Source organism: Labrys methylaminiphilus subsp. lupini (genome assembly GCF_051161885.1).
Lineage (GTDB): Bacteria > Pseudomonadota > Alphaproteobacteria > Rhizobiales > Labraceae > Labrys.
Window position 1 is genome coordinate 4,793,395 of the sequence record NZ_JBMDIH010000001.1, and the last position, 20,823, is coordinate 4,814,217.

The window sequence follows — 20,823 nt, forward strand, 5'->3', positions numbered from 1 at the left end:
CTGGTCAGGCTGTCCGACAGTTTGCAATTCCTTTCAGAAATATGTTACATCGATGATGACAGAGAGGGAAGAACATCGCTGACCGGTCTCTCGGCCTGCCATCGCAAGATCGCTACCCGCTCGACAGGAAACAAGCAACGGCCGCGATGGAAGCTGCCGAGGCAAAGGGAGAAGAACGCCATGGCGGCGATGACGACGGCGGAATATCGCGGCTACCGGCAGATCTGCGGTGGCAATGGCGCCATGATGGTGATCGCATGCGACCAGCGCGGCGGCATGCGCACCATCCTGGCGAGCGACCCGGCCGACCAGGCGGCGATCAGCGATGCGATGCTCGGCGAGACCAAGGCCGACATCGTGCGCCATCTCGCCAACGAGGCGTCCTGCGTACTGCTCGATCCTCTCTGCGCCGTGCCCAAGGTGGTGGACGATGGTGTGCTGGCGCGGGACGTGGCGCTGCTGATCGGGCTCGACGCGTCCGGCTTCGACCGTTCGCCGGAAGGCTATCGCCTCTCGCGCCTGGTGCCCGGCATCGATGCCCGCCGCGTACGCGAGCTCGGCGGCACCGGCGGCAAGATCATGGTCTATCTGCGGGCAGACAGGCCCGAGGCCAACGCCCACAACATCGAGATCCTGCGCCGCTGCATCGAGGATTTCGCCCGCGAGGACCTGCTGCTGGTGGTGGAGTTCCTCACCTATGACCTGCCCGGCGAAAGCCGCGAGGATTATGCGGCCAAGATCCCGGAACTGGTGGTGGAGGGCACCCGCATCTGCCTCGATCTCGGTTCGAAAGTATTGAAGCTGCCATTTCCCGGCCATGCGGAGGCCTGCGCCGCGGTTTCCCGCCTTGCCGGTGGCGTGCCCTGGGCCGTGTTGTCGGCCGGCGTCGACCATGCGACCTTCCTCGGCCAGGTCGAGACCGCGATGCGCAACGGCGCTTCGGGCGTGATTGCCGGCCGGGCGCTATGGAAGGATTGCATCTCGCTCGACCGCGCGGTGCAGGCCGACAGGCTGCGCAACGTCGCGGTGCCACGCCTGCGCGAGATCCAGGCGGTGATCGAGCGACATTTCGTCAAGGCGCAAGCCGCCTGAGAGGCCGGTCATGCCAAGCAAGTCCGAGGTTGAGCCCGAGGCGATCGGCATCGATATCGGCGGCACCAATCTGAGGGCCGCGCGGGTGGCGGCGGGAGGCGAGATCCTGCAACGGCTCGCCGAGCGCACCGTGGCGGAACCCCTGGCCCTCGTCGACAGGTTGGCCGAGATGATCGACCGCCTTGACAGTCCCGCCGTGGGCAGCATCGGCATCGGCGTGCCCGGCCGGGTGGATGCGCTGCGCGGCGAGGTTCTCTCGGGCGGCTATGTCGATCTGTCGAGCGTGCCGCTCGCGTCCGTGCTGGCCGAACGTACCGGCAAGCGGATCTTCGTCGACAATGACTGCAACATGGCGCTGGTCGGCGAAATGGCTGTCGGCGCGGCGCGGGGAACCGCCAATGTGGCGATGCTGACGATCGGAACCGGTATCGGCGGCGCCGTGGCGCTGGAGGGCAGGGTGTTGCGCGGCCGGCGCAGCGCCGGCCAGTTCGGCCATGTCACCGTCGATGTCGGCGGCCTGCCCTGTGCCTGCGGCCGGCGCGGCTGCGTGGAGACCACCAGTTCCGGCACGGCGCTGGGGCGGCATATCCGCGAAGCCGGCCTGCCGGCGGCCATCACGGCCGGCCAGTTGCTTGGCCTTCGCCTCGATGGGGACAGGCAGGCGGAGGCCGTCATCAGGGCCTGGGCCGAGCCGCTGCGCGCCGCCATCGACAGCCTGGTGGCGGCCTTCGATCCGGCGTTGGTCCTGCTCGGCGGCGGGCTCGGCAAGGCCGCTGAGGTTGCCCTGCAGACCGTGCCGGCCTTGTCGGCCTGGTATCAATGCCCGGTTGCCGCCGCGACGTTGGGTGACGATGCCGGCGTGATCGGGGCGGCCCTGGCCGGGAGGCGGGAGGCAGGTCCATGAAGAAGGCCTTGCGCATGAAGAAGGCGGTTCTGGTCAACGGCGTTCCCGCCAGCGGCAAGAGTTCCGTTGCCCGCCTCGTCGCCGATGCGCGCGGCTGGGCCATTCTCGGCCTCGATACGGTAAAGGAGCCGTTCTTCGACCATCTCGGCGTGGGCGATCGTGACTATAACCGCAAGCTCGGCCGGGCGAGCTCGCAGGCGATCTGGTCGATCGTCGGCGATGCACCCGATGGCATGACCTTCGTGGTGGACGCCTGGTTCGGCTTCCAGCCCCGCGAGGTGCTGGAAGATTATCTTGCCCGGGCCGGGATCGGCCTCACGGCGGAGATCTGGTGCCATGCCCCGCCGGACATCCTGGTGGAACGCTATCGCGCCCGCCTGTCATCCCGCCATGCCGGCCATCCCGGCGAGGCCTTCCTGCCCGAGCTGGTGGCATTGGCGCAACGCGCCCAACCGCTCAGGCGCGGTCCGCTGTTCGATATCGACACCGCAGCAGGCTTCGACGAAGCGGAACTGCTGGCCTGGCTGGATCAGGTTTTGGACGGGTGAGCGGTATGCCTCGCATCGTGCGATGAGACCGCCATGCTCCCCCGCGAACAGGGGCAGATACACATCCGATGCTTCGGGAATGAAGCGTGGGTGATCCTTCCCCGGTTTCGGGGAAGTCCGGAACATCTTCGAAAGTGAAGATGTTCCTGTCGTCGCTGCGGAGCAGTGACGGAAGGGGGAGGGGCGCTTCGAGGGCAATAGAATGGCAGGTCGTGCCACTTGCCCCCACTCGACCTCGCTTCGCGAGGCCACCTTCCCCGAAACCGGGGAGGGATTATCCGGCTTTATTCGGCCTGGCCGAGTGCTATGCGGACTCCTGGCCCTAGCGCGAGAAGCCCGGTCCGACTGCAGGCGTACTCAGACGCCCAGCATCAGCTGGATGTTCTGCACGGCCGCGCCGGAAGCGCCCTTGCCGAGATTGTCCAGCCGCGCCACCAGCACCGCCTGGCGATGGGCTTCGTTCGGGAAGACGCGAAGCTCCAGCCGGTCGGTGTCGTTGAGCGCTTCCGCCTCGATCTTGCCAGCACCGTCCAGCGGCTCCACGTTCACCAACTTGGCACCAGCATAATAGTCGGCGAGAATCGCATGCAGCTCCGCTGCCTTCGGCTTGCCCGGCAGCGTGTCGAGATGCAGCGGCACCGAGACCAGCATGCCCTGGCGGAAATTGCCGACGGAAGGCACGAAGATCGGCCGGCGCGTCAGGCCGGTATAGGCCTGCAGTTCCGGCACATGCTTATGCTCGAGTGTCAGGCCGTAGAGTTCGAAGGACGGCGCGGTACCGGCCTCATAGGCCTCGATCATCGACTTGCCGCCGCCGGAATAGCCGCTCACCGCATTGACGGTGACGGGATAGTCCTGCGGGATCACGCCGGCATCGACCAGCGGCCGCAGGAGGGCGATCGCCCCGGTGGGGTAGCAGCCGGGATTGGCGACGTGGCTGGCGCTTGCGATCCTGGCGGCCTGGTCCGGCGCCAGTTCGGCAAAGCCATAGACCCAGCCGGGAGCGACGCGATGGGCGGTCGAGGCGTCCAGCACCTTGGGCTTGCGGCCGTCGAGTTCACCGATCAGCGCCACCGTTTCCTTGGCGGCGGCATCGGGCAGGCAGAGCACCACGAGGTCGACTTCGGCCAGGAGCGCCTTCTTCGCCGCGACGTCCTTGCGCAGTTCCGGCGCGATGCTGCGCAGGGCAACGCGCGCCACCGACGCCAATCGCTCGCGGATGCCGAGGCCCGTGGTGCCGGCTTCGCCGTCGATGAAGACGGTACGGACGGCGCCGGCCTGGTGCGGCTTTTCGGCGAGATCGGAGAGGGCGGCCATGTCTGATCCTCCTTGAGGAGAGGCGGGCTGTCGGGAACGCTGGCTATATCGGAGCAAGAGGTGTCACTGTCAATGTCGGATCGATGGGGCGGGTTCTTCCCGGCACGCGCGGATCATACCCTGATCCTCATCTTCGGAACGACGAGGTAACAACTTACGCCGCGGCGACGAATATCGTTACAGCGGCTGGAATCACATGTTTTAGCGCAGAAAGTGTGGTTTTCGGCACGCTCACTTGATTTGGCTCCGCTGCCGGAGCGGGTCATAGTCCTGTTCATGCGGAGCGGCGACAGGCCGTTTCCGCCATCCAGCAACAGAAGGAAACTCCCATGTCCGTGTTCACCAAGGCCAGCACCGCCTTCGCTCTCGCCGGCGCCGTCGCCAGCGCCGCCGCTTTGCTGTCGGCTCCCGCCAGGGCCGACGATTCCAAGGAGAAGTGCTACGGCGTCGCCCTCAAGGGCCAGAACGACTGCGCGGCCGGTGCCCATTCCTGTGCAGGCACGTCGACGATCGACTATGACGGCCAGTCCTTCAAGCTGGTGCCCAAGGGCAGCTGCGTCACCATGAAGACCCCGACGGGCATGGGCTCGCTGACGCCCGTCAAGAGCTGATATCGAGCTCGCGGGGGCTCTCGTCGCCTCACGGCGATGGCTCCCGCGCCCTCCCCATCTCGGAGAACGCCATGAGCAAAGCAACCAGCACGACCCTGCCATTGCGCGCCGGCGCCGGGCTCAAGCCGGAGCATGTCGAGACCATTCTCGTGACCCGGCCCGACATCGGCTTCTTCGAGGTTCATGCCGAGAATTACATGGGTGCCGGCGGTCCGCCGCATGCCCAGCTTCGGGCCATCTGCGAGAACTACTCACTGTCGCTGCACGGCGTCGGCCTGTCGATCGGCGCGGCGCGGCCGCTCGACAAGGATCATCTCGCCCGGCTGAAGGCGCTCGAACAACGCTATCGCCCGGCGAGCTTTTCGGAGCACCTGGCCTGGTCGAGCCATGAGGAGATCTTCCTCAACGATCTCCTGCCGGTGCCCTATACCACCGAAACATTGCAGCGTATCTGCGCGCATATCGATGAGGTGCAGGAGACGCTGGGGCGGCCCATGCTCCTGGAGAATCCCTCGACCTATCTCCTGTTCGAGGAGAGCACCATCGAGGAGACCGATTTCCTGCGCGAGATCGCGGGGCGTACCGGCTGCGGCCTGCTGCTCGACATCAACAATGTCTTCGTCTCCGCTACCAATCACGCGACCTCGCCCGAAGCTTATCTCGATCGCTTCCCGCTTGATCTCGTCGGCGAGATCCATCTCGCCGGCCATGCCGAGACGGTCGACGATGCCGGCGCGCCGCTCTTGATCGACGCCCATGACCGGCCGGTCGCCGATCCGGTCTGGGCGCTCTATGAACGCGTCATCGCCCGGACCGGGCGGCTGCCGACCCTGATCGAATGGGACAATGACGTGCCGGACTGGCCGGTGCTGGCCCGCGAGGCCGCGCTTGCCGAGGCCGCGATGGCACGGGTCATGCGAGCGAGGGCCGCCTGATGCTCGCCAAGATGCAATCCTCGTTCCGGCAGGCCGTGCTCGACCCGGCCGCCGCGCTGCCGCAGGGGCTCGCCGCCCATAATGGCGTGGCGCCGCACCGGCGCTTCGCCGTCTATCGCGACAATGTCGCGCTCGGCCTCGCCGCGGCACTGGAGAGTCGCTTTCCGGCCTCGATCGCCATCGTCGGCGCCGACTTCTTCCGGGCCCTCGCCATCCGCTTTGCGCGCGAGCATCCGCCGCGCTCGCCGCTGCTTCTCGATTACGGCAATCATCTGCCGGCCTTTACCGAAGCCTTCGAGCCGGCGCGGGCGGTCGCCTATCTGCCCGACGTGATGCGCCTGGAGATTGCCCGGGCCCAGGCCTATCACGCCGCCGATGCCGAGCCTGCCTCGCCGGCCGCCCTCAGCGGCCTCGATCCTGCACGGCTGCACGAAGTGCGGGTCGAGATCCATCCGGCGGCGCGTCTCCTGCGTTCGGCCTTCCCGGTGGCGACGATCTGGCAGATGAATGCCGGCGGCGAGGCGCGGGAGATCGCGGATTGGTCCGGCGAAGACGTGCTGGTGACCCGTCCCCGCCTCGATGTCGAGGTGCAGATCCTGCCGCCGGGCGGCCATGCCTTCCTGGCCACCCTGCTGGCCCGGCACCCCTTGGAGGCGGCGGCAGAGGCTGCTTTCGCCGAAACCCCTGATTTCGACCTAGCCGCCGCCATTGCGGGGCTGGTTGCGGCCGGCATCGCCCGCCGCTTCGAGATCTGAACCTGCCGGAGAGTGTTGCCATGACCCGCACGACATTCGCATCCCCCGGCCCGGCAGCACCGGGATTGGCGGATCGCCTGATCCACCTCTTCACGCTGATCCCGCATTGGCTGATCGCCCTGATCGCCCGTATCGCCCTGTTCCGGGTGTTCTGGTGGTCGGCGCGTACCAAGGTGGCTGACGGCACGCTGTTCTCCCTGTCGGACAGCGCCGTCTATCTCTTCCAGGAAGAATACAAGCTCCCGCTGCTGCCGCCGGAGCTCGCCGCCCATCTGGCCCTGCTGGGCGAGAGCGTGTTCTCCGTGCTGGTCCTTATCGGGCTGGCGACGCGGCTCGGCGGCCTCGGCCTGTTCGGCATGGCGCTGGTGATCCAGCTCTTCGTCTATCCCGACCATTACAACGAGCACCTGCCCTGGATGGTCTGCGCCCTCTATCTCGCCAAGTTCGGCGGCGGCTTCTTCTCCCTCGACGCCCTGATCGCCCGCTGGACCGGCCGCAAGGTCGCGTTCGCCTGAGGTGAGGCGGCGTTGCCTATGCGCCGATGTCGCTTTGCCTGACCTTGGCATAATGCCGGCTGGCCTTGGCGCGATTGCCGCAGGTGGCCATGTCGCACCAGCGGCGGGTACCGCTCTTGCTTTCGTCGAGGAACAGGAAGCGGCATTCGGGATTGGCGCAGCGCCGGATGCGGTAACGCTCGGCGGCGGGAATGAGATCGCCGGCCGACCATAGCACCGGGGCGAGCAGATAAGCGGCGGCTGGTTCAAAGGCGCCGATGGTCCAGGCATAGCCTTGTTGCGAGCGGACCAGACGGTTTCGTGGCGGGGCCTGTGCGATCGCCTGCGCCAGGTCCAAGAAGTCCTGCTCCTCTACCCCCCGGCTCTGCGCAACCGCTGCGAGGCTGCGGTAGAGCGTCTCCCGAAGCCTGATGGCTTCGTCGAAGAGCCGGTCCGCCGCCGTGGGATGCGCCTTCGACCAATGTGTCGCCTGTTCGGCCAGCCGAGGTACCTCGTCACCCTGCCGCGCCGTCCAGGCCAGCAAGTCCGCCATGCCGTTCAACCTCTCGACGGGCTTTTCCCGGCCCCGCCAGGAGCGGGTATTGGCATAGTCGATGCAGAGATCGGCGCGCACCGGAGCAATCAGCATGGCCGCTCCCTCCCTCTGGCCTCTGGGGCTACCCGCCGGGTTTTTCTAACCCCCATGGGGGTTGACGGTCAAGGCAAGGAGGTCGATGCTATAACCATTATGATGGTTATAAATTCCTGATGAAGCCGATGCGAGGAGGGCGCCATGCTGACCGAAGCTCGCAAAGCCGTGCCGAAAGACCAACAGCGATCCGTTCTTCACGCCAGGGCACAAGCCGCAATTCCGCTCTGGGCGATGCTCGCGGCCCTCTCCGCGGTGGCGGCCATGAGCCAGGCCTTTCGTACGGTCGCAACCCTGTTCGCCAGCGAGTTGCAGCGGGAGTTCGGCGCCTCCACCCAAGAGATCGGGCTGTTCGCCGGCGCCTTTCATTTGTCCTTCGCAGTTGCGCAGATTCCCATCGGCGTCGCGCTCGACCTTTTCGGTCCGCGCCGTACCGTCAGCGCGGCATTCCTGCTGGCCTGTGCCGGCTCCTTCCTGTCCGTGTTCGCACCGAACCTGCCCGTGCTCGTCGCCAGCCAGGTGCTGATCGGCATCGGCTGCGCGCCGGCTTTCCTCGGCGCCATCGTCTTCGTCACCAACCGCTATCCAGCCTCGCAATTTGCGCGGCTCTCCGGCCTGGTGCTGAGCTTCAGCGGCATCGGCATGCTGATCACCGGCACACCGCTCGCCTTCGTGGTCGAAACCTGGTCCTGGCGGGCTGGCTTCCTGGTGCTGGCGATCCTGTCGGCGATCGTCCTGGCCGCGAATGTCCTGCTGGTTTCGGACGAGAGGGTCGAACCCGGTCGTGAGCGCAAACGTCCGGGGCTGCTCGCCGCGTTTGCCGAGATAGGTCCCCTTCTCGCGCAGAGGCATACGCTCGGCATCCTGCTGCTCGGCGGTGTCTCCTATGCCGCCTTCCTCACCTTACGCGGTCTGTGGGCCGTGCCGATGCTGATGGACCGGCACGGCTTCGGCCTCGTCGTCAGCGGGCACATCATGCTGGCGACCTCGGTCGCAGCCCTGCTCGGTCCACCCGTTTTCGGCCTGCTCAAGCCCGGCAATCGCGGCCGGCGCTACTGGATCGTCGCCAGCGCGGCCCTTTGCATTGCCGCTTTTGCGGCCTTGGCCGGGCAGTCGTCGAGCCTCGTCGATGTCATCGCGGTGGTCCTGCTCGGATTCATGACCGGCTATTTCATCCTGCAATATGCCGATGTCCGCGCCGCCTATGTCGAGGAGGTCGTCGGCCGGGCCTTCGCCGTGTTCAACACCGCCATCTTCCTCGGCGTCGCCGTGATGCAATGGCTGACGGGACTGGTGGGATCCTTCGCGGCGGCCCAGGAAGCCGATCCTTTCACGCCCGTCTTTGTGGTGATCATCGTCCTGTTGGCCGCCGGCATCGCCAGCTTCGTCCTGCTGCCCTGGCCGCGCGGCAAGGGTTGGGAGCGCTGACACGTCGCACCGGAAAGCTTGCCTGTTCCCCCTTGCGCATCAGGCCTGGAGCGCTCTACTTCAAGGCATGAATTTCGCCAGCGACAATTGGGCTGGAGCCAGCCCCAGGATCATCGAGGCGCTTGCCCGCGGCGCCGATGGTATCGCCCCTGCCTATGGGCAGGATGATCTTACCCGTGAATTGAAGGCACGCCTCGCCGATCTGTTCGGCTGCGAGGTCGGCGTGCTCTTCGCTGCCACCGGCAGCGCCGCCAATTCCCTGGCCCTGAGTGCCCTCAGCCCGCCTTATGGCGCTGTCTATGCCTATGAAGAGGCGCATATCGTCGGCGACGAGGCCGGTGCGCCAGAGTTCTTCACCCAGGGCGCGCGCCTGGTGCCGATCGCCGGCGCCGGCGGCAAGCTGACCCCGGCCGGGTTGGAGGCCACACTGGCACGGGGCTCGGGCTCCGGCTCTGCCATCCCCAAGCCGGCCGTGCTGTCGATCACCCAGGCAACGGAAAGCGGCACGGTCTATCGCCGGGGTGAGATCACCGCCCTGACCGAGATCGCCCGGGCACGGGGCCTCAAGGTGCATATGGATGGCGCGCGCTTCGCCAATGCCTTCGCCTTCCTCAAGAAGGCCGATGGCATCAGCCCCGCCGACATCACCTGGAAGGCGGGTGTCGATGCCCTGGCCTTCGGCCTCACCAAGAATGGCGCTCTGATGGCCGAGGCTGTCGTGCTGTTCGAGCCGGAGAAGGCGGCCGAGATCGAATGGCTGCGCAAGCGCAGCGGTCATGTCGTCTCCAAGGCCTGGCCGATCGCCGCGCAGTTCCTGGCCATGCTGGAGAACGATCACTGGCTCGATCTCGCTCGCCACGCCAATGGCATGGCGGCGGCTTTGTCGCAGGGCCTCGTCGCGGCGGGTCATCAACTCGGCTATGAGACGCAGGCCAACGAAGTCTTCGCCATCCTGCCGAAGACCGTGATCGCCCAATTGAGGCAGGCCGGTGCCCGCCTCTATGAATGGCCTGTTCACGGCCTACAGGCTGACAGGCGGCCCGCCGCCGATGCCGACCTCGTGCGCCTGGTCACCTCCTTCGCGACGAAGGATGAAGAGGTGAAGAGGTTCCTGGCGCTGGTGGGGTAGGGGGAACTTTATTGGCGAATGCCGCCAATAACGCCCGGCTCATTGAGTTCAAGCCTTCAAAATATAACGTTGTCCCCTTCTCCCCTCGCGGGAGAAGGTGCCCCCGAAAGGGCGGATGAGGGATGAAACTCGACTTGGATGGGGGATAACACCCCTCATCCGTCATTGCTCCGCAATGCCACCTTCTCCCGCAAGGGGAGAAGGCTTGTCGCGGTCCGCCTCACTTATCCTTCAACACCAGCGCGCTGGTCAGGTCGCCGAGCAGCTTCTGCTTGCGGGCGGCCATCGCCGAGTCGCGCACGGTGATGCCGTGCAGGGTCGGCAGCTCGAAGCGGCGCGTGATGAAGCGCAGGATCGAGGTGGTGTCCATCGGGGTGTGGTCGACAATGCCGCGGCGCGCATAGGGCGAGACGATGATGGCCGGGATGCGCGAGCCGGGGCCCCAGCGATCGCCCTTGGGCGGGGCGACGTGATCCCACAAGCCGCCATTCTCGTCATAGGTGACGACGACCAGCATATGCGGCCATTGCGGGCTCTTCTCGAGATGGGCGATCACATCGGCGATATGGGCGTCGCCGGCCTGGATGTCGGCATAGCCCGAATGCTCGTTGAGGTCGCCTTGCGGCTTGTAGAAGGAGACCTGCGGCAGCTTGCCGGCGTCGATCGCCTTGATGAATTCCACGCCTGCCAGGCCGCCGTCGCGCAGATGCTCGGCCCGGGCCGCAGTGCCCGGTGCGAAGCTGGCGTAATAATTCAGCGGCTGGTGGTGATACTGGAAATTCGGGATCGGCGTCTTGTTGCCGTGGTCGAGCACGTCCTGCCAGGCCCCACCATACCAGGCCCAACTCACATGTTTGAGGCTGAGCAGGTCGCCGATGGTCGGTTCGGTCTGGGGCGGCAGCGTCGTCGGCTTTGCAGGATCGGCCAGCGCCTTGTCGCCGCCCTTCACTGGGTCGTTGCCGCTCGGCTGATAGGGCGGCTGCATGGTGTTCACGGCATAGAAATCAGGCGTGAGATTGCCGTCGCCGGCATATTTCGGGATGCCGTCCATCGCCGATTTCGGCGAGTTGGCGGCGGGCTTGAGCGTCACCCCATCGGGCTCGACCACCGCGATCGAGGGCTTGGCGGGGCTGGTGTCGGCGTTGGGGTAATAGGGCGCGCAGGCGCAGACCAGCCATTGATGGTTGAAGAACGAACCGCCGAAGCCGCCCATGAAGAAATTGTCGGCCAGGACATATTTCTGGGCGACCTGCCACATCGCCGTTTTCGAGCCGTCCCACAGGCTCATCACCAAGGCGCCGGAATCGGCATAGGCGACAAATCTGTCATTGCGCCCGCCATTGATCTGCATCTGGTTCTGGTAATAGCGGTGCCAGAGGTCACGCGTAATGGTGCCGTAGCTGAGGTTGAAACCCTTGGAGTCATCCGCATGGAAGGGGAGGTTGGGCAGGTGCTCGGTCTCGGCCTGGGTGACCGGCGGTGTCACGCCCTTGGCGGTCAGGCCTTCCCAGATCGGCGGCAACTGGCGGAAGGGCTTGCCGTCGCGATCGCGCTGGATGCGCGCGCTTGCGGGTGCTTTCGCCACGCCGTTGGCGCCCGGAAAGCTGCCATAAAGATTGTCGAAGCTGCGGTTTTCCGCATAGATCACCACCACGGTGTCGATCAGCTTCAGATCCTCGGACGTTCCGGGCGCAGGCTTGGCTTTCTGGCCTGAAGCGCTTTCGGCAGCCAGCGCCGGCCCGAACGCCGCGATGGAAAGGCTCAACGCGTACACGACCGCCGCAGGTTTCATGCGCATCTGGGTCTCCTGCATCGATTTGCTTGTTGCTATCGTTCCCCTCAGCCCCTCATCTTATCCGGGCTGGCGGCGGAAGCCACCCCCGATCGCAATGAAGGAATGCAGCCATAAGCTTTCTTTGCAACAGGCGTGTGAGGCGATTGGGCGGAGCCCTGGGGCTCGCCCTGCCGTTGCTGGCGATGACCTCGGTCCAGGCCGGCCAAGACGTGTCCCGTGCGATGTCGCGCGCGCAAGTACGCCAGCAGGCGCAGGCCCTCGGCGCCCTCGGCCGCTCCCTCTTCTTCGATCCCTCCCTGTCGGGGTCGGGCAAGCTTGCCTGTTCCTCCTGTCACGATCCCGCTCATGCTTTCGGGCCGGTAAACGATCGCGCGGTGCAGCTCGGCGGCGGCGACATGCATCGGTCCGGTGTGCGTGCCGTGCCCTCCTTGAAATATCTGCAGGTGGTGCCGCCCTTCACCGAACATTTCTACGATTCCGAGGATGAGGCCGACGAGAGCGTCGACAACGGCCCCACGGGAGGCCTGACCTGGGACGGGCGTGTCGACCGCGGCGCGGATCAGGCCCGGATTCCGCTGCTCTCGGATTTCGAGATGGGTAATCGGGATGGGGCCGAGGTGGCCCGCCGCGTGCTCGCCGCTGGGCACGGCAAGGCCATCGCCGCCATTGCCGGGCCGAAGGCGGCCGGCGATCCCGCCCTGGTCTACAAGACCGCCCTCAAGGCGCTCGAAGTGTTCCAGCAGGACTACCGGACCTTCTATCCCTATTCGAGCAAATATGACGCAGTTCTGGCCGGCAAGGCCGAGCTTACGCTCCAGGAGGCTCGGGGACTGGACCTGTTCAACGCGGCAGACAAGGGCAATTGCGCCTCCTGCCATATCAGCCAGCGCGGCAATGACGGCACGCCGCCGCAATTCACCGATTACGGCCAGATCGCGCTGGCCGTGCCGCGCAACCCCGACATTCCCGCCAACAAGGATCCGGCCTATCACGATCTCGGCCTGTGCGGGCCGCTGCGCACCGACTTTCTGAAGCGCGAGGATTATTGCGGCCTGTTCCGTACGCCGACCCTGCGCAACATTGCCCTGCGCAAGACCTTCTTCCACAACGGCACCATGCATTCCCTGCGCGATGCCGTGCGCTTCTATGTCGAGCGGGAAACCCATCCGGAACGCTGGTATCCGCGCAAGGCCGACGGCAGCATCGACAAATATGACGATTTGCCCGAAGCGGCAAAGGCGAACATCAACACCGACCCGCCCTTCGACCGCAAGGCCGGCGACGAACCAGCGCTGACACCGGCGGAGATCGACGATGTCGTGGTCTTCCTAGGCACGCTCACCGACGGCTATGAGCCGGCAAAGTGAGTATCGGATCGAAGCGACGGCCCTCTGGCCTGCGCTTCATGCGGTTCAGCTTCCCGCGGACTGGCCCGGCAGACCCAGCAGGCCCGTGACCGCCTCGGCGCCCTTGCCGGAGGCGGAGACTTCGCCATTGTCCCGGATTTCCAGCGCTGCGCCGTTGGAGAAGCTGAGGGACCAGCCGTCATCGCTGTCGTTGCGGCGTCGGTCGGTGAGTTCGATACCGGCCGCGGAAACCAATGCAATGGCCTTGTCGATGTCCATGGTCGTCACCTCGTGCAAGATGCCCCGGATCTTTCCCCCGGTCAGTTGGATCGCGAAGCCGCGGCAAGTCAAGGAGAAAGGGTCGGCCTTGGGAGGTTGGGGCGTGCCATCCTACCGTAACGGCATATCAAGTGTCGAAAGCATCGGGTTTTTCGGCAGGGCCCTATCGCCAGAAGGCGATATTCGTGTCATGGCTGCGGCCATTGCCCTCATCCGGGCATGACGCCTTTCTGCCGTGAGGAATCGATGCTGAAGACCAGCCTTAGTCTCGCTTTTGCCCTTCTGGTAAGTGCCGCCCAGGCCCAGGATGCAGCGCCTGCCAAATCGCCGCTGCCCGGCGGGGCCTCCTCCATCCAGGAGAGCTATGAGGACTGGCGCGTGCTCTGCAATGTCGTCAACAATGCCAAGCAATGCGCGGTTCAGCAGGTCCAGAGCGATACCAAGACCGGCCAGCGCGTGCTGGCGGTCGAGCTGAACCCCACGGCGGACGGCGGTACCACCGGCAATCTCGTGATGCCGTTCGGCCTGCAATTCGATGCCGGCGTGTCCCTCGCCCTGGATGCCGGGATCAGCGGCAAGCCGCTGAACTACAAGACCTGCATCCCCGCGGGCTGCCTGGTGCCCCTGGCACTCGATGCCAACACCATCACGGCGCTCAAGGCCGGCAAGCAGCTCAAGCTCACGGCCAAGTCGGTCGACGACAGCGTGAAGCCGCTCGTCTTCACGGTTTCGCTCAAGGGATTCGGCCCGGCACTCGATCGGGCGGCTACCATCTTGAAGTAGTACCAGCCCGCATTGGGGCGACTATTTTCCCGTCAGACCCAGCCCTGCAATTCGCGCGTGACCACATGTTCCAGCACGCGCTGGCCCTCGGGGCTGTCGTTGAGGCAGGGCAGATAGGCGAAGTGCTCGCCGCCATTGTGCTGGAAGATCTCCTTGTTCTCCTCGCCGAGCTCTTCCAGCGTTTCCAGGCAGTCGGCCACGAAGCCAGGCGCCACGATGGCGAGGCGCTTCACGCCGGATTTGGCCAGCCCTTCCACGGTCTCGTCCGTATAGGGCTTGAGCCACTCCTCCTTGCCGAAGCGGGACTGGAAGGTGATCTTGAAACGGGCCTCGTCATAGCCGAGCGCCTCGCGCAGGAGCCGCCCCGTCTTCATGGCAAAGCAGTAATAGGGGTCGCCCTGGATCAGATAGGTCTTGGGCACGCCGTGGAAGGAGGCCAGCAGCACCTCCGGTTCGAAGTCGAGCTTGGCGAGATTCTGGCGCACGGAGCTGGCCAGGGCCTCGATATAGACGGGGTCGTCATGCCATTGCGGCGCGATGCGCACGGCCGGCTGCCAGCGCAGGGTCATCAGATGTTCGAAGGCCTTGTCGCACACCGTGGCGCTGGTTGCCGCCGCATATTGGGGGTAGAGCGGCACGATCAGGATGCGGTCGCAGCCCTCGGCGCGCAGGGCGTCGATGCGCGAGGCGATGGAGGGATTGCCGTAGCGCATGGCAAAATCCACCGTCAGGCGGGAATTGGCGGCGAAGTTCTCGGCCAGCTTTTCGGTCTGGCGCCGTGTGATCACGAGGAGCGGCGAGGCGTTCTCGGTTTTGTCCCAGATCGAGGCATATTTGGCGCCGCTCTTGCCGGGCCGCGTCGTCAGGATGATGCCGTTGAGCAGCGGCCACCATAGCAGGCGCGAGACCTCGATGACCCGCCGGTCGGACAGGAATTCCTTGAGGTAGCGCCGCATCGGCCAGTAGGTCGGCGCGTCCGGGGTGCCGAGATTGACCAGGAGAACACCGATCCTTCCGCTGGCCCCGACGGGATGATCCGCCGGAACTGGAAGAGCGCTTGCTAGGTGAGAAGTCATGCCGGATCCTTTCCAGGCCTTTCAACAGGCTGGGCGTCTGGCTTGCAACAGATTTGTGCGGGCGCGACGCCATGCGCCTGGCGACCCGGTGAAAACCACTGGGAATCGCAAACACCTGTCCAAACAAGGCGCTGAAGCGAAACAGCGTGGCCGCTCCGACGCGCATTGCGCCGGCGGCCGCATTCCTACGAGCAATTCACTTGCAGGAACCGGCCAGGCCCGCTTATCTTTCTGCCATGAGGACCGACGCCATCGAAATCCGTCTGGCTCGCCCGGACGACGCCCATGCCATCGCCGATGTGCATGACGTCGCTTGGCGTTACGCCTATCGTGGTGTCATTCCCGGCCGTGAGCTCGAGCGCCTGGTCGAGCGGCGTGGTGCCAAATGGTGGCGCTATGCCATCGATCGCAAGACCCGCATCGTGGTGATGGCCTTTGGCGGCGTAATCGCCGGCTATGCCACCTATGGCCGCAACCGGGCCGTCGGCCTGCCCTATCAGGGTGAGATCTTCGAGCTTTACCTGCGTCCGGAATATCAGGGCATCGGCCTGGGCAAGCGGCTGTTCAACGCGGTGCGCCGCGATCTCAACGGCCATGACGTCAAGGGCATGGTGGTCTGGGCGCTGGCCGACAATGTGCGGGCCTGCGATTTCTACCGGCGTCTCGGCGGCCAGTCCGTCGACAGCATGGTGGAGCGCTTCGGCGACGTGAAGCTGCAGAAGATCGCCTTCGGCTGGGCCGCCTGAACGAGGCCTGGGCTGGTTTGCATTTTTGCCGGCGGTCCGATCGGTCGATGATCCTCTTGTTTCCCATCGCCTTCCGAGCGCGGTCATCAATTCGATGGCGGTCGACTTTCTTCATTGCCGGAAGGCACGACCCGCCCAGGGATGTGCGAGCGAGGCATCAGGTAGCCCGAGGTGCCGGTTACGCATTTGTAATCCTCGGTATCATCATGGCGGTCGATAAAAAATCCAGCGTATAGTTCTGCGGACGTGTAGAGGCGCAAGTCCTCCTTTCGAGATTCCTCAGATGACCGATACCATTTCTATAATAAATGGTATGAATATCTAGTTTTTAATAATTCTAATTCTAATCTAAAGTGTTTGACGGGAACTTCTCGGTGAGCCTAGAGATCGGGTGTTCAATCAATCCCTTGGCTGAAGCCAACCGATAGAGGTTCTGATGAGAGTTTTCCTGCCGCATCGCCGTGCAGCCCTCGCGGGGGCCGTCGCCCTTGCCGCTGCTTTGTTCGCTGCTCCCCTGGGCGCCCAGGCCGAGGATGCGGGCATCACGGTCTATAATGCGCAGCATGAAAGCCTGACCAAGGCCTGGGCCGAGGCCTTCACCAAGGAAACCGGCATCAAGGTGACGCTCCGCAATGGCGGAGACACCGAACTCGGCAATCAGCTGGTGCAGGAAGGCGACAAATCGCCCGCCGATGTCTTCCTCACCGAGAATTCGCCGGCCATGGTGCTGGTCGACAACGCCAAGCTGTTCGCGCCGCTATCGGCCGAGACGCTGGGCGAGGTGCCCGAGGCCTTCAAGCCCTCGCATGGTCGCTGGATCGGCATCGCCGCGCGCACCACGGTGTTCGCCTACAACAAGACCAAGCTGACCGAGGACAAGCTGCCGAAGTCCCTGCTCGATCTGGCCGATCCGTCCTGGAAGGGCCGCTGGGGTGCAGCGCCGGCCGGCGCCGACTTCCAGGCCATCGTCAGCGCCTTGCTGGCCCTGAAGGGCGAGGAGGCCACCGCGACCTGGCTGAAGGGCATGAAGGCCAACGTCAAGCCGTTCAAGAAGAACGGTATCGCCATGAAGGGTGTGAATGACGGTGAGGTCGAAGGCGCGATCATCTACCAGTACTACTGGTTCGGCGACCAGGCCAAGACCGGCGAGAACTCCAAGAACGTTGCGCTGCATTACTTCCGCAACCAGGATCCGGGCGCTTTCGTCAGCATCTCGGGTGGTGGCGTGCTCGCTTCCAGCAAGCACAAGAAGGAAGCCGAGGCCTTCGTGAAGTGGGTTGCCGGCAAGGGCGGCCAGGAAATCCTGAAGACCGGCAATTCCTTCGAATATGCGGTCGGCAAGGATGCCGCTTCCAATGCCAAGCTGGTGCCGCTGGCCGATCTGAATGCTCCCAAGATCGACCCGGCCCAGCTCAACAGCAAGAAGGTCAGCGACCTGATGACGGCGGCCGGCCTGCTCTGAGCGACCGTACACCGCGCCGCGCCGATATGGCGCTGCCGACATAAACCTGACATCATCGCGCCTCCGGCTCTGCGCCGGAGGCCTTCGCTTTTCAGGACACCTCGTGTCATCGACGTCACCTCAGCCCGAAATCGGCAGTTTGCGCGTATCTTCACCCGGCTTCACCGGGCGCAATGCGGTCGCCATGGCTACGGTACTGGTGTCCCTGCTCGCCTTGCTGCCGCTCGGCTTCGTGATCTTCATCACTCTTCAGACCGGCTGGCAGACCGTCTATGAACTGGTGGTGCGCCCGCGCGTCGGCGAATTGCTGGTCAATACCGTCCTGCTCGAGGCCGTCACCATCCCCATCGCCATCGTATTGGCGGTGGCTCTGGCCTGGCTGACCGAGCGCAGCGACCTGCCGGGCGCGCGCATCTGGTCCTGGCTCGCGGTGGCGCCGCTCGGCGTGCCGGCCTTCGTGCATTCCTATGCCTGGATAAGCCTGGTGCCGGGCATGCGCGGCCTGTGGAGCGGTGTCCTGGTCTCGATCATGGCGTATCTGCCTTTCCTCTATCTGCCGGTGGCTGCCCAAATGCGGCGGCTCGACCCGGCACTCGAGGACGTGGCGGCGAGCCTGGGCCAGTCGCCCTCGCGCGTGTTCTTCCGGGTGATCCTGCCGCAATTGCGGCTTGCGATCTGCGGCGGTTCGCTGCTGGTCGGCCTGCATCTCCTCGCCGAATACGGCCTCTATGCCATGATCGAGTTCGACACCTTTTCGACCGCGATCGTCGACCAGTTCCAGTCGGCCTATAACGGCCCGGCCGCCAACATGCTCGCCGGCGTGCTGGTGCTCGCGTGCCTCGTGTTGCTGGGGCTGGAAAGCCGTCTGCGTGGCCAGGAGCGCTATGCCCGCGTCGGCTCCGGGGCCGCGCGTCCGGCGGCGCGTGCGCGGCTCGGCCTGGCCACTCCGATCTGGCTGGCGCTGCCGCTCGGCCTCGCTCTCCTTTCGCTGGGCGTGCCGCTGCTGACGCTCTCGCGCTGGCTCACTATCGGCGGCGCGGCGGCCTGGGCGTCCGGCGATATCGGCACAGCCCTCGGCCAGACCCTCGGCCTGGCCTTGCTCGGCGGGGCCGCGACCACGCTGGCCGCCCTGCCGATGGCCTGGCTGTCGGTCCGCGCGCCCGGCCGCCTGCAGAAGGTGCTGGAGGCCTGCCACTATTATGTCGGCTCACTCCCGGGCGTGGTGGTGGCGTTGGCGCTGGTGACGATCACCGTGCGGGTCGCCCTGCCGCTCTATCAGACCATGACGACCTTGCTGCTGGCCTATGGCCTGATGTTCCTGCCACGGGCCGTGGTCGGGCTGCGGGCCAGTCTGGCGCAGGCACCCATCGAGCTCGAACGGGCCGCGATGGCACTGGGGCGCCCGCCGCTCAAGGCGATCTGGCAGGTGACCATGCGCCTGTCGGCCCCGGGCGTCGCTGCAAGCATGGCGCTGGTCGCCCTCGGCATCACCACGGAGCTGACGGCGACCCTGATGCTGGCCCCCAACGGCACGGTCACCCTGTCGACGCGGTTCTGGTCGCTGACCAACGACATCGACTATGTGGCGGCGGCGCCCTTCGCGCTCCTGATGGTGCTGCTGTCGCTGCCTCTCACCCTCCTGCTTCACTATCAGTCCAGGCGATCGATCGGCCAATGAGTTTCCTGACCATAGACAAGGCCGGCAAGCGCTATGGCGCCATGGTGGCGCTCGATGGCGTCAGCCTGGAGGTTGCGTCCGGCAGCCGCACCGCCATCGTCGGCCCCTCCGGATCCGGCAAGACCACGCTGCTCCGCCTGATCGCCGGTTTCGAGGGGCCGGATGCCGGCCGCATCGCCCTGAACGGTACCGTCCTGGCGGATGGCCCTGCCATCGTGCCCGCCCATCGCCGCGGCATCGGCTTCGTCACCCAGGACGGGGCGCTGTTTCCCCACCTCACCATCGCCGACAATATCGGTTTCGGCCTGGAACGGGGTGCCAGGGATCGGGACGAGCGTATCCGCGCCTTGATGCGCACCGTCGATCTAGATCCGCGCCTGCTGGAGCGCCGGCCGCACCAGCTTTCCGGCGGGCAGCAGCAGCGCGTGGCCCTGGCTCGGGCACTGGCGCGCCAGCCCAAGCTGATGCTGCTGGATGAGCCCTTCTCCGCCCTCGATACCGGCCTGCGCGAGGCGACCCGCAAGGCGGTGGCAGCCCTGCTGCAGGAGGCCGGCGTCACCACCATCCTCGTCACCCACGACCAGACCGAGGCGCTGTCCTTCGCCGACCAGGTTGCCGTGCTGCGCGAGGGCCGGCTGGTGCAGGCCGGTGCACCTCACGATCTCTACCGCCGGCCGTGCGATCGCGAGACGGCGCTGTTTCTGGGCGAGGCTATCCTGCTGAAGGGGGAGGCCGGGGTCGGCTGGGTCGATTGCGTGCTCGGCCGGCTCGCTGCCGGCACGCATGGCCGGCGCGGCGATGTCGAGTTGATGCTGCGCCCCGAGCAGGTCAAGTTCACGCCGAGCACGGACGAGGCCGCGCAGGGCTGTTTTGCAAGCGTGGTGGACGTGGAATTCGGCGGTGCTCTGCGGGCCGTGACGGTGCAACTGGCCGATGGCAATCGGCTTCGCATCACCGGCACCGGCCTCGATCTGCCGCCGACCGGCACGCGCGTGCGCCTGAGCGTGGCGGGGCCGGCCCATGTTTTCGAAGCATAGAGGGATGCTGCCGCGGCAGCTTCCGTTGTGACACTCCCGTGACGGAAGGGGCATCCGTCAGTGTTTCCCGTGAAACTGGCATCATATTCTTGTGATCTTCGGGTTGAAACGCATCCGCGTTCCGCATAAGGCTGCAGTCTGATCGGGGTCTGGAGGCATCCTGCGCCAGAACCTGCCTTACAGGATGTGATCTACGATGCGTATCGAAGCGATCTCGACCGGACGCAATCCGCCGCATGAGGTGAATGTCATCGTCGAAGTTCCCGTCGGCGGCGAGCCCATCAAGTATGAGATGGACAAGGATTCCGGCGCGCTCGTGGTCGATCGCTTTCTCTACACGCCGATGCGCTACCCCGGCAATTATGGCTTCGTTCCGCACACGCTGTCCGATGATGGCGATCCCATCGACGTCTTGATTGCCAACCAGCGCGGCATCATCCCAGGCGCCGTGATCGCGGTGCGTCCTGTCGGCGTCCTGAAGATGAGCGACGAATCCGGCGGCGACGAGAAGATCATAGCCGTGCCCGTGTCGCGGCTGACCCGCCGCTACGAAAAGGTGCACAACTATACCGACCTGCCGGAGATCACCCTCAAGCAGATCGAGCACTTCTTCGAGCACTACAAGGATCTCGAGAAGAACAAGTGGGTCAAGGTCGAGGGCTGGGGCGACGCCAAGGAAGCGGAGGCGATGATCCTCGCGGCCATCGAACGCTACAAGGCGAGCAACAAGGGCTGAGGCTGCCCTTTGCGCGGGTTGGA

21 protein-coding genes are annotated in these 20,823 nt (G+C 65.4%); 16 read left to right on the top strand and 5 right to left on the bottom strand.

From position 1 onward, the window contains the following. Positions 1 to 180 precede the first annotated feature (180 nt). The 3 genes from ACN6KF_RS22520 to ACN6KF_RS22530 are packed head-to-tail and all read left to right on the top strand — an operon-like array spanning position 181 to position 2,544. The gene (locus tag ACN6KF_RS22520) at positions 181 to 1,092 is read left to right on the top strand and encodes a tagatose-bisphosphate aldolase (protein ID WP_434958993.1); all 912 of its coding nucleotides are present in this window, start codon (positions 181 to 183) and stop codon (positions 1,090 to 1,092) included. A gap of 10 nt (positions 1,093 to 1,102) precedes the next feature. Next, the gene (locus tag ACN6KF_RS22525; protein WP_434958994.1) at positions 1,103 to 1,996 is read left to right on the top strand and encodes an ROK family protein; all 894 of its coding nucleotides are present in this window, start codon (positions 1,103 to 1,105) and stop codon (positions 1,994 to 1,996) included. Further along, positions 1,993 to 2,544 (top strand): P-loop nucleotide/nucleoside kinase family protein, encoded by a 552-nt coding sequence (locus tag ACN6KF_RS22530; RefSeq protein WP_434958995.1) that lies wholly within the window; start codon positions 1,993 to 1,995, stop codon positions 2,542 to 2,544. Before ACN6KF_RS22525 ends, ACN6KF_RS22530 begins: the two co-directional genes overlap by 4 nt. Positions 2,545 to 2,901: 357 nt before the next feature. Here ACN6KF_RS22530 and argC read toward each other — a convergent pair whose 3' ends face one another. Beyond that, complete coding sequence (argC, locus tag ACN6KF_RS22535) at positions 2,902 to 3,861, bottom strand: N-acetyl-gamma-glutamyl-phosphate reductase (RefSeq protein WP_434958996.1); 960 nt, start codon at positions 3,859 to 3,861, stop codon at positions 2,902 to 2,904. 329 nt (positions 3,862 to 4,190) lie between these two features. Between argC and ACN6KF_RS22540 the strand changes: the two genes are divergently transcribed. The 4 genes from ACN6KF_RS22540 to ACN6KF_RS22555 all read left to right on the top strand — a co-directional run bounded on the left by ACN6KF_RS22540 (position 4,191) and on the right by ACN6KF_RS22555 (position 6,677). Further along, complete coding sequence (locus ACN6KF_RS22540; protein WP_149252839.1) at positions 4,191 to 4,472, top strand: BufA1 family periplasmic bufferin-type metallophore; 282 nt, start codon at positions 4,191 to 4,193, stop codon at positions 4,470 to 4,472. Positions 4,473 to 4,543: 71 nt separating this feature from the next. Continuing rightward, the gene (gene bufB, locus ACN6KF_RS22545; protein ID WP_434958997.1) at positions 4,544 to 5,407 is read left to right on the top strand and encodes an MNIO family bufferin maturase; all 864 of its coding nucleotides are present in this window, start codon (positions 4,544 to 4,546) and stop codon (positions 5,405 to 5,407) included. Continuing rightward, positions 5,407 to 6,162, top strand: a complete 756-nt coding sequence (locus tag ACN6KF_RS22550; RefSeq protein ID WP_434958998.1) for an HvfC/BufC family peptide modification chaperone — start codon at positions 5,407 to 5,409, stop codon at positions 6,160 to 6,162. Before bufB ends, ACN6KF_RS22550 begins: the two co-directional genes overlap by 1 nt. Positions 6,163 to 6,182: 20 nt before the next feature. Further along, positions 6,183 to 6,677, top strand: coding sequence for a DoxX family protein (locus ACN6KF_RS22555; protein ID WP_434958999.1), 495 nt, complete (start codon positions 6,183 to 6,185; stop codon positions 6,675 to 6,677). A gap of 16 nt (positions 6,678 to 6,693) precedes the next feature. On the opposite strand, the gene ACN6KF_RS22560 is transcribed toward ACN6KF_RS22555, so the two are convergent. Then, on the bottom strand, positions 6,694 to 7,305 hold the full coding sequence (locus ACN6KF_RS22560) for a CGNR zinc finger domain-containing protein (protein WP_434959000.1): 612 nt from the start codon (positions 7,303 to 7,305) through the stop codon (positions 6,694 to 6,696). Positions 7,306 to 7,449: 144 nt separating this feature from the next. Between ACN6KF_RS22560 and ACN6KF_RS22565 the strand changes: the two genes are divergently transcribed. Next, complete coding sequence (locus ACN6KF_RS22565; RefSeq protein WP_434959001.1) at positions 7,450 to 8,733, top strand: MFS transporter; 1,284 nt, start codon at positions 7,450 to 7,452, stop codon at positions 8,731 to 8,733. 67 nt (positions 8,734 to 8,800) lie between these two features. Next, entirely contained in the window at positions 8,801 to 9,862 is a 1,062-nt protein-coding gene (locus ACN6KF_RS22570) for a threonine aldolase family protein (protein WP_434959002.1), read from the top strand. Positions 9,863 to 10,082: 220 nt separating this feature from the next. On the opposite strand, the gene ACN6KF_RS22575 is transcribed toward ACN6KF_RS22570, so the two are convergent. After that, positions 10,083 to 11,654, bottom strand: coding sequence for an acid phosphatase (locus ACN6KF_RS22575; RefSeq protein WP_434959742.1), 1,572 nt, complete (start codon positions 11,652 to 11,654; stop codon positions 10,083 to 10,085). A gap of 185 nt (positions 11,655 to 11,839) precedes the next feature. On the opposite strand from ACN6KF_RS22575, the gene ACN6KF_RS22580 reads away from it, so the two are divergent. Then, positions 11,840 to 13,024, top strand: a complete 1,185-nt coding sequence (locus ACN6KF_RS22580; protein ID WP_434959743.1) for a cytochrome-c peroxidase — start codon at positions 11,840 to 11,842, stop codon at positions 13,022 to 13,024. 45 nt (positions 13,025 to 13,069) lie between these two features. On the opposite strand, the gene ACN6KF_RS22585 is transcribed toward ACN6KF_RS22580, so the two are convergent. Then, the gene (locus ACN6KF_RS22585) at positions 13,070 to 13,282 is read right to left on the bottom strand and encodes a hypothetical protein (protein ID WP_434959003.1); all 213 of its coding nucleotides are present in this window, start codon (positions 13,280 to 13,282) and stop codon (positions 13,070 to 13,072) included. Between the two features lie 246 nt (positions 13,283 to 13,528). Here ACN6KF_RS22585 and ACN6KF_RS22590 point away from each other — a divergent pair, with 246 nt between their 5' ends. Then, the gene (locus ACN6KF_RS22590; protein WP_434959004.1) at positions 13,529 to 14,065 is read left to right on the top strand and encodes an invasion associated locus B family protein; all 537 of its coding nucleotides are present in this window, start codon (positions 13,529 to 13,531) and stop codon (positions 14,063 to 14,065) included. Positions 14,066 to 14,097: 32 nt separating this feature from the next. Here ACN6KF_RS22590 and hemH read toward each other — a convergent pair whose 3' ends face one another. Next, complete coding sequence (hemH, locus tag ACN6KF_RS22595) at positions 14,098 to 15,141, bottom strand: ferrochelatase (protein ID WP_434959005.1); 1,044 nt, start codon at positions 15,139 to 15,141, stop codon at positions 14,098 to 14,100. A 236-nt stretch (positions 15,142 to 15,377) separates the two neighbouring features. Here hemH and ACN6KF_RS22600 point away from each other — a divergent pair, with 236 nt between their 5' ends. From ACN6KF_RS22600 to ppa, 5 genes are all read left to right on the top strand, one after another. Further along, the gene (locus ACN6KF_RS22600; protein ID WP_434959006.1) at positions 15,378 to 15,887 is read left to right on the top strand and encodes a GNAT family N-acetyltransferase; all 510 of its coding nucleotides are present in this window, start codon (positions 15,378 to 15,380) and stop codon (positions 15,885 to 15,887) included. Positions 15,888 to 16,323: 436 nt separating this feature from the next. Next, a complete protein-coding gene (locus ACN6KF_RS22605; protein ID WP_434959007.1) occupies positions 16,324 to 17,349 on the top strand; it encodes an iron ABC transporter substrate-binding protein in 1,026 nt (341 codons plus the stop codon). A gap of 184 nt (positions 17,350 to 17,533) precedes the next feature. Beyond that, entirely contained in the window at positions 17,534 to 19,027 is a 1,494-nt protein-coding gene (locus ACN6KF_RS22610; protein ID WP_434959744.1) for an ABC transporter permease, read from the top strand. Next, positions 19,024 to 20,064, top strand: a complete 1,041-nt coding sequence (locus ACN6KF_RS22615) for an ABC transporter ATP-binding protein (RefSeq protein WP_434959008.1) — start codon at positions 19,024 to 19,026, stop codon at positions 20,062 to 20,064. Before ACN6KF_RS22610 ends, ACN6KF_RS22615 begins: the two co-directional genes overlap by 4 nt. A gap of 196 nt (positions 20,065 to 20,260) precedes the next feature. Next, positions 20,261 to 20,800 carry an inorganic diphosphatase gene (gene ppa / locus ACN6KF_RS22620; protein WP_434959009.1) on the top strand — a complete coding sequence of 180 codons (540 nt, stop codon included), beginning with the start codon at positions 20,261 to 20,263 and terminating at the stop codon, positions 20,798 to 20,800. The last annotated feature ends 23 nt before the right edge of the window (positions 20,801 to 20,823 follow it).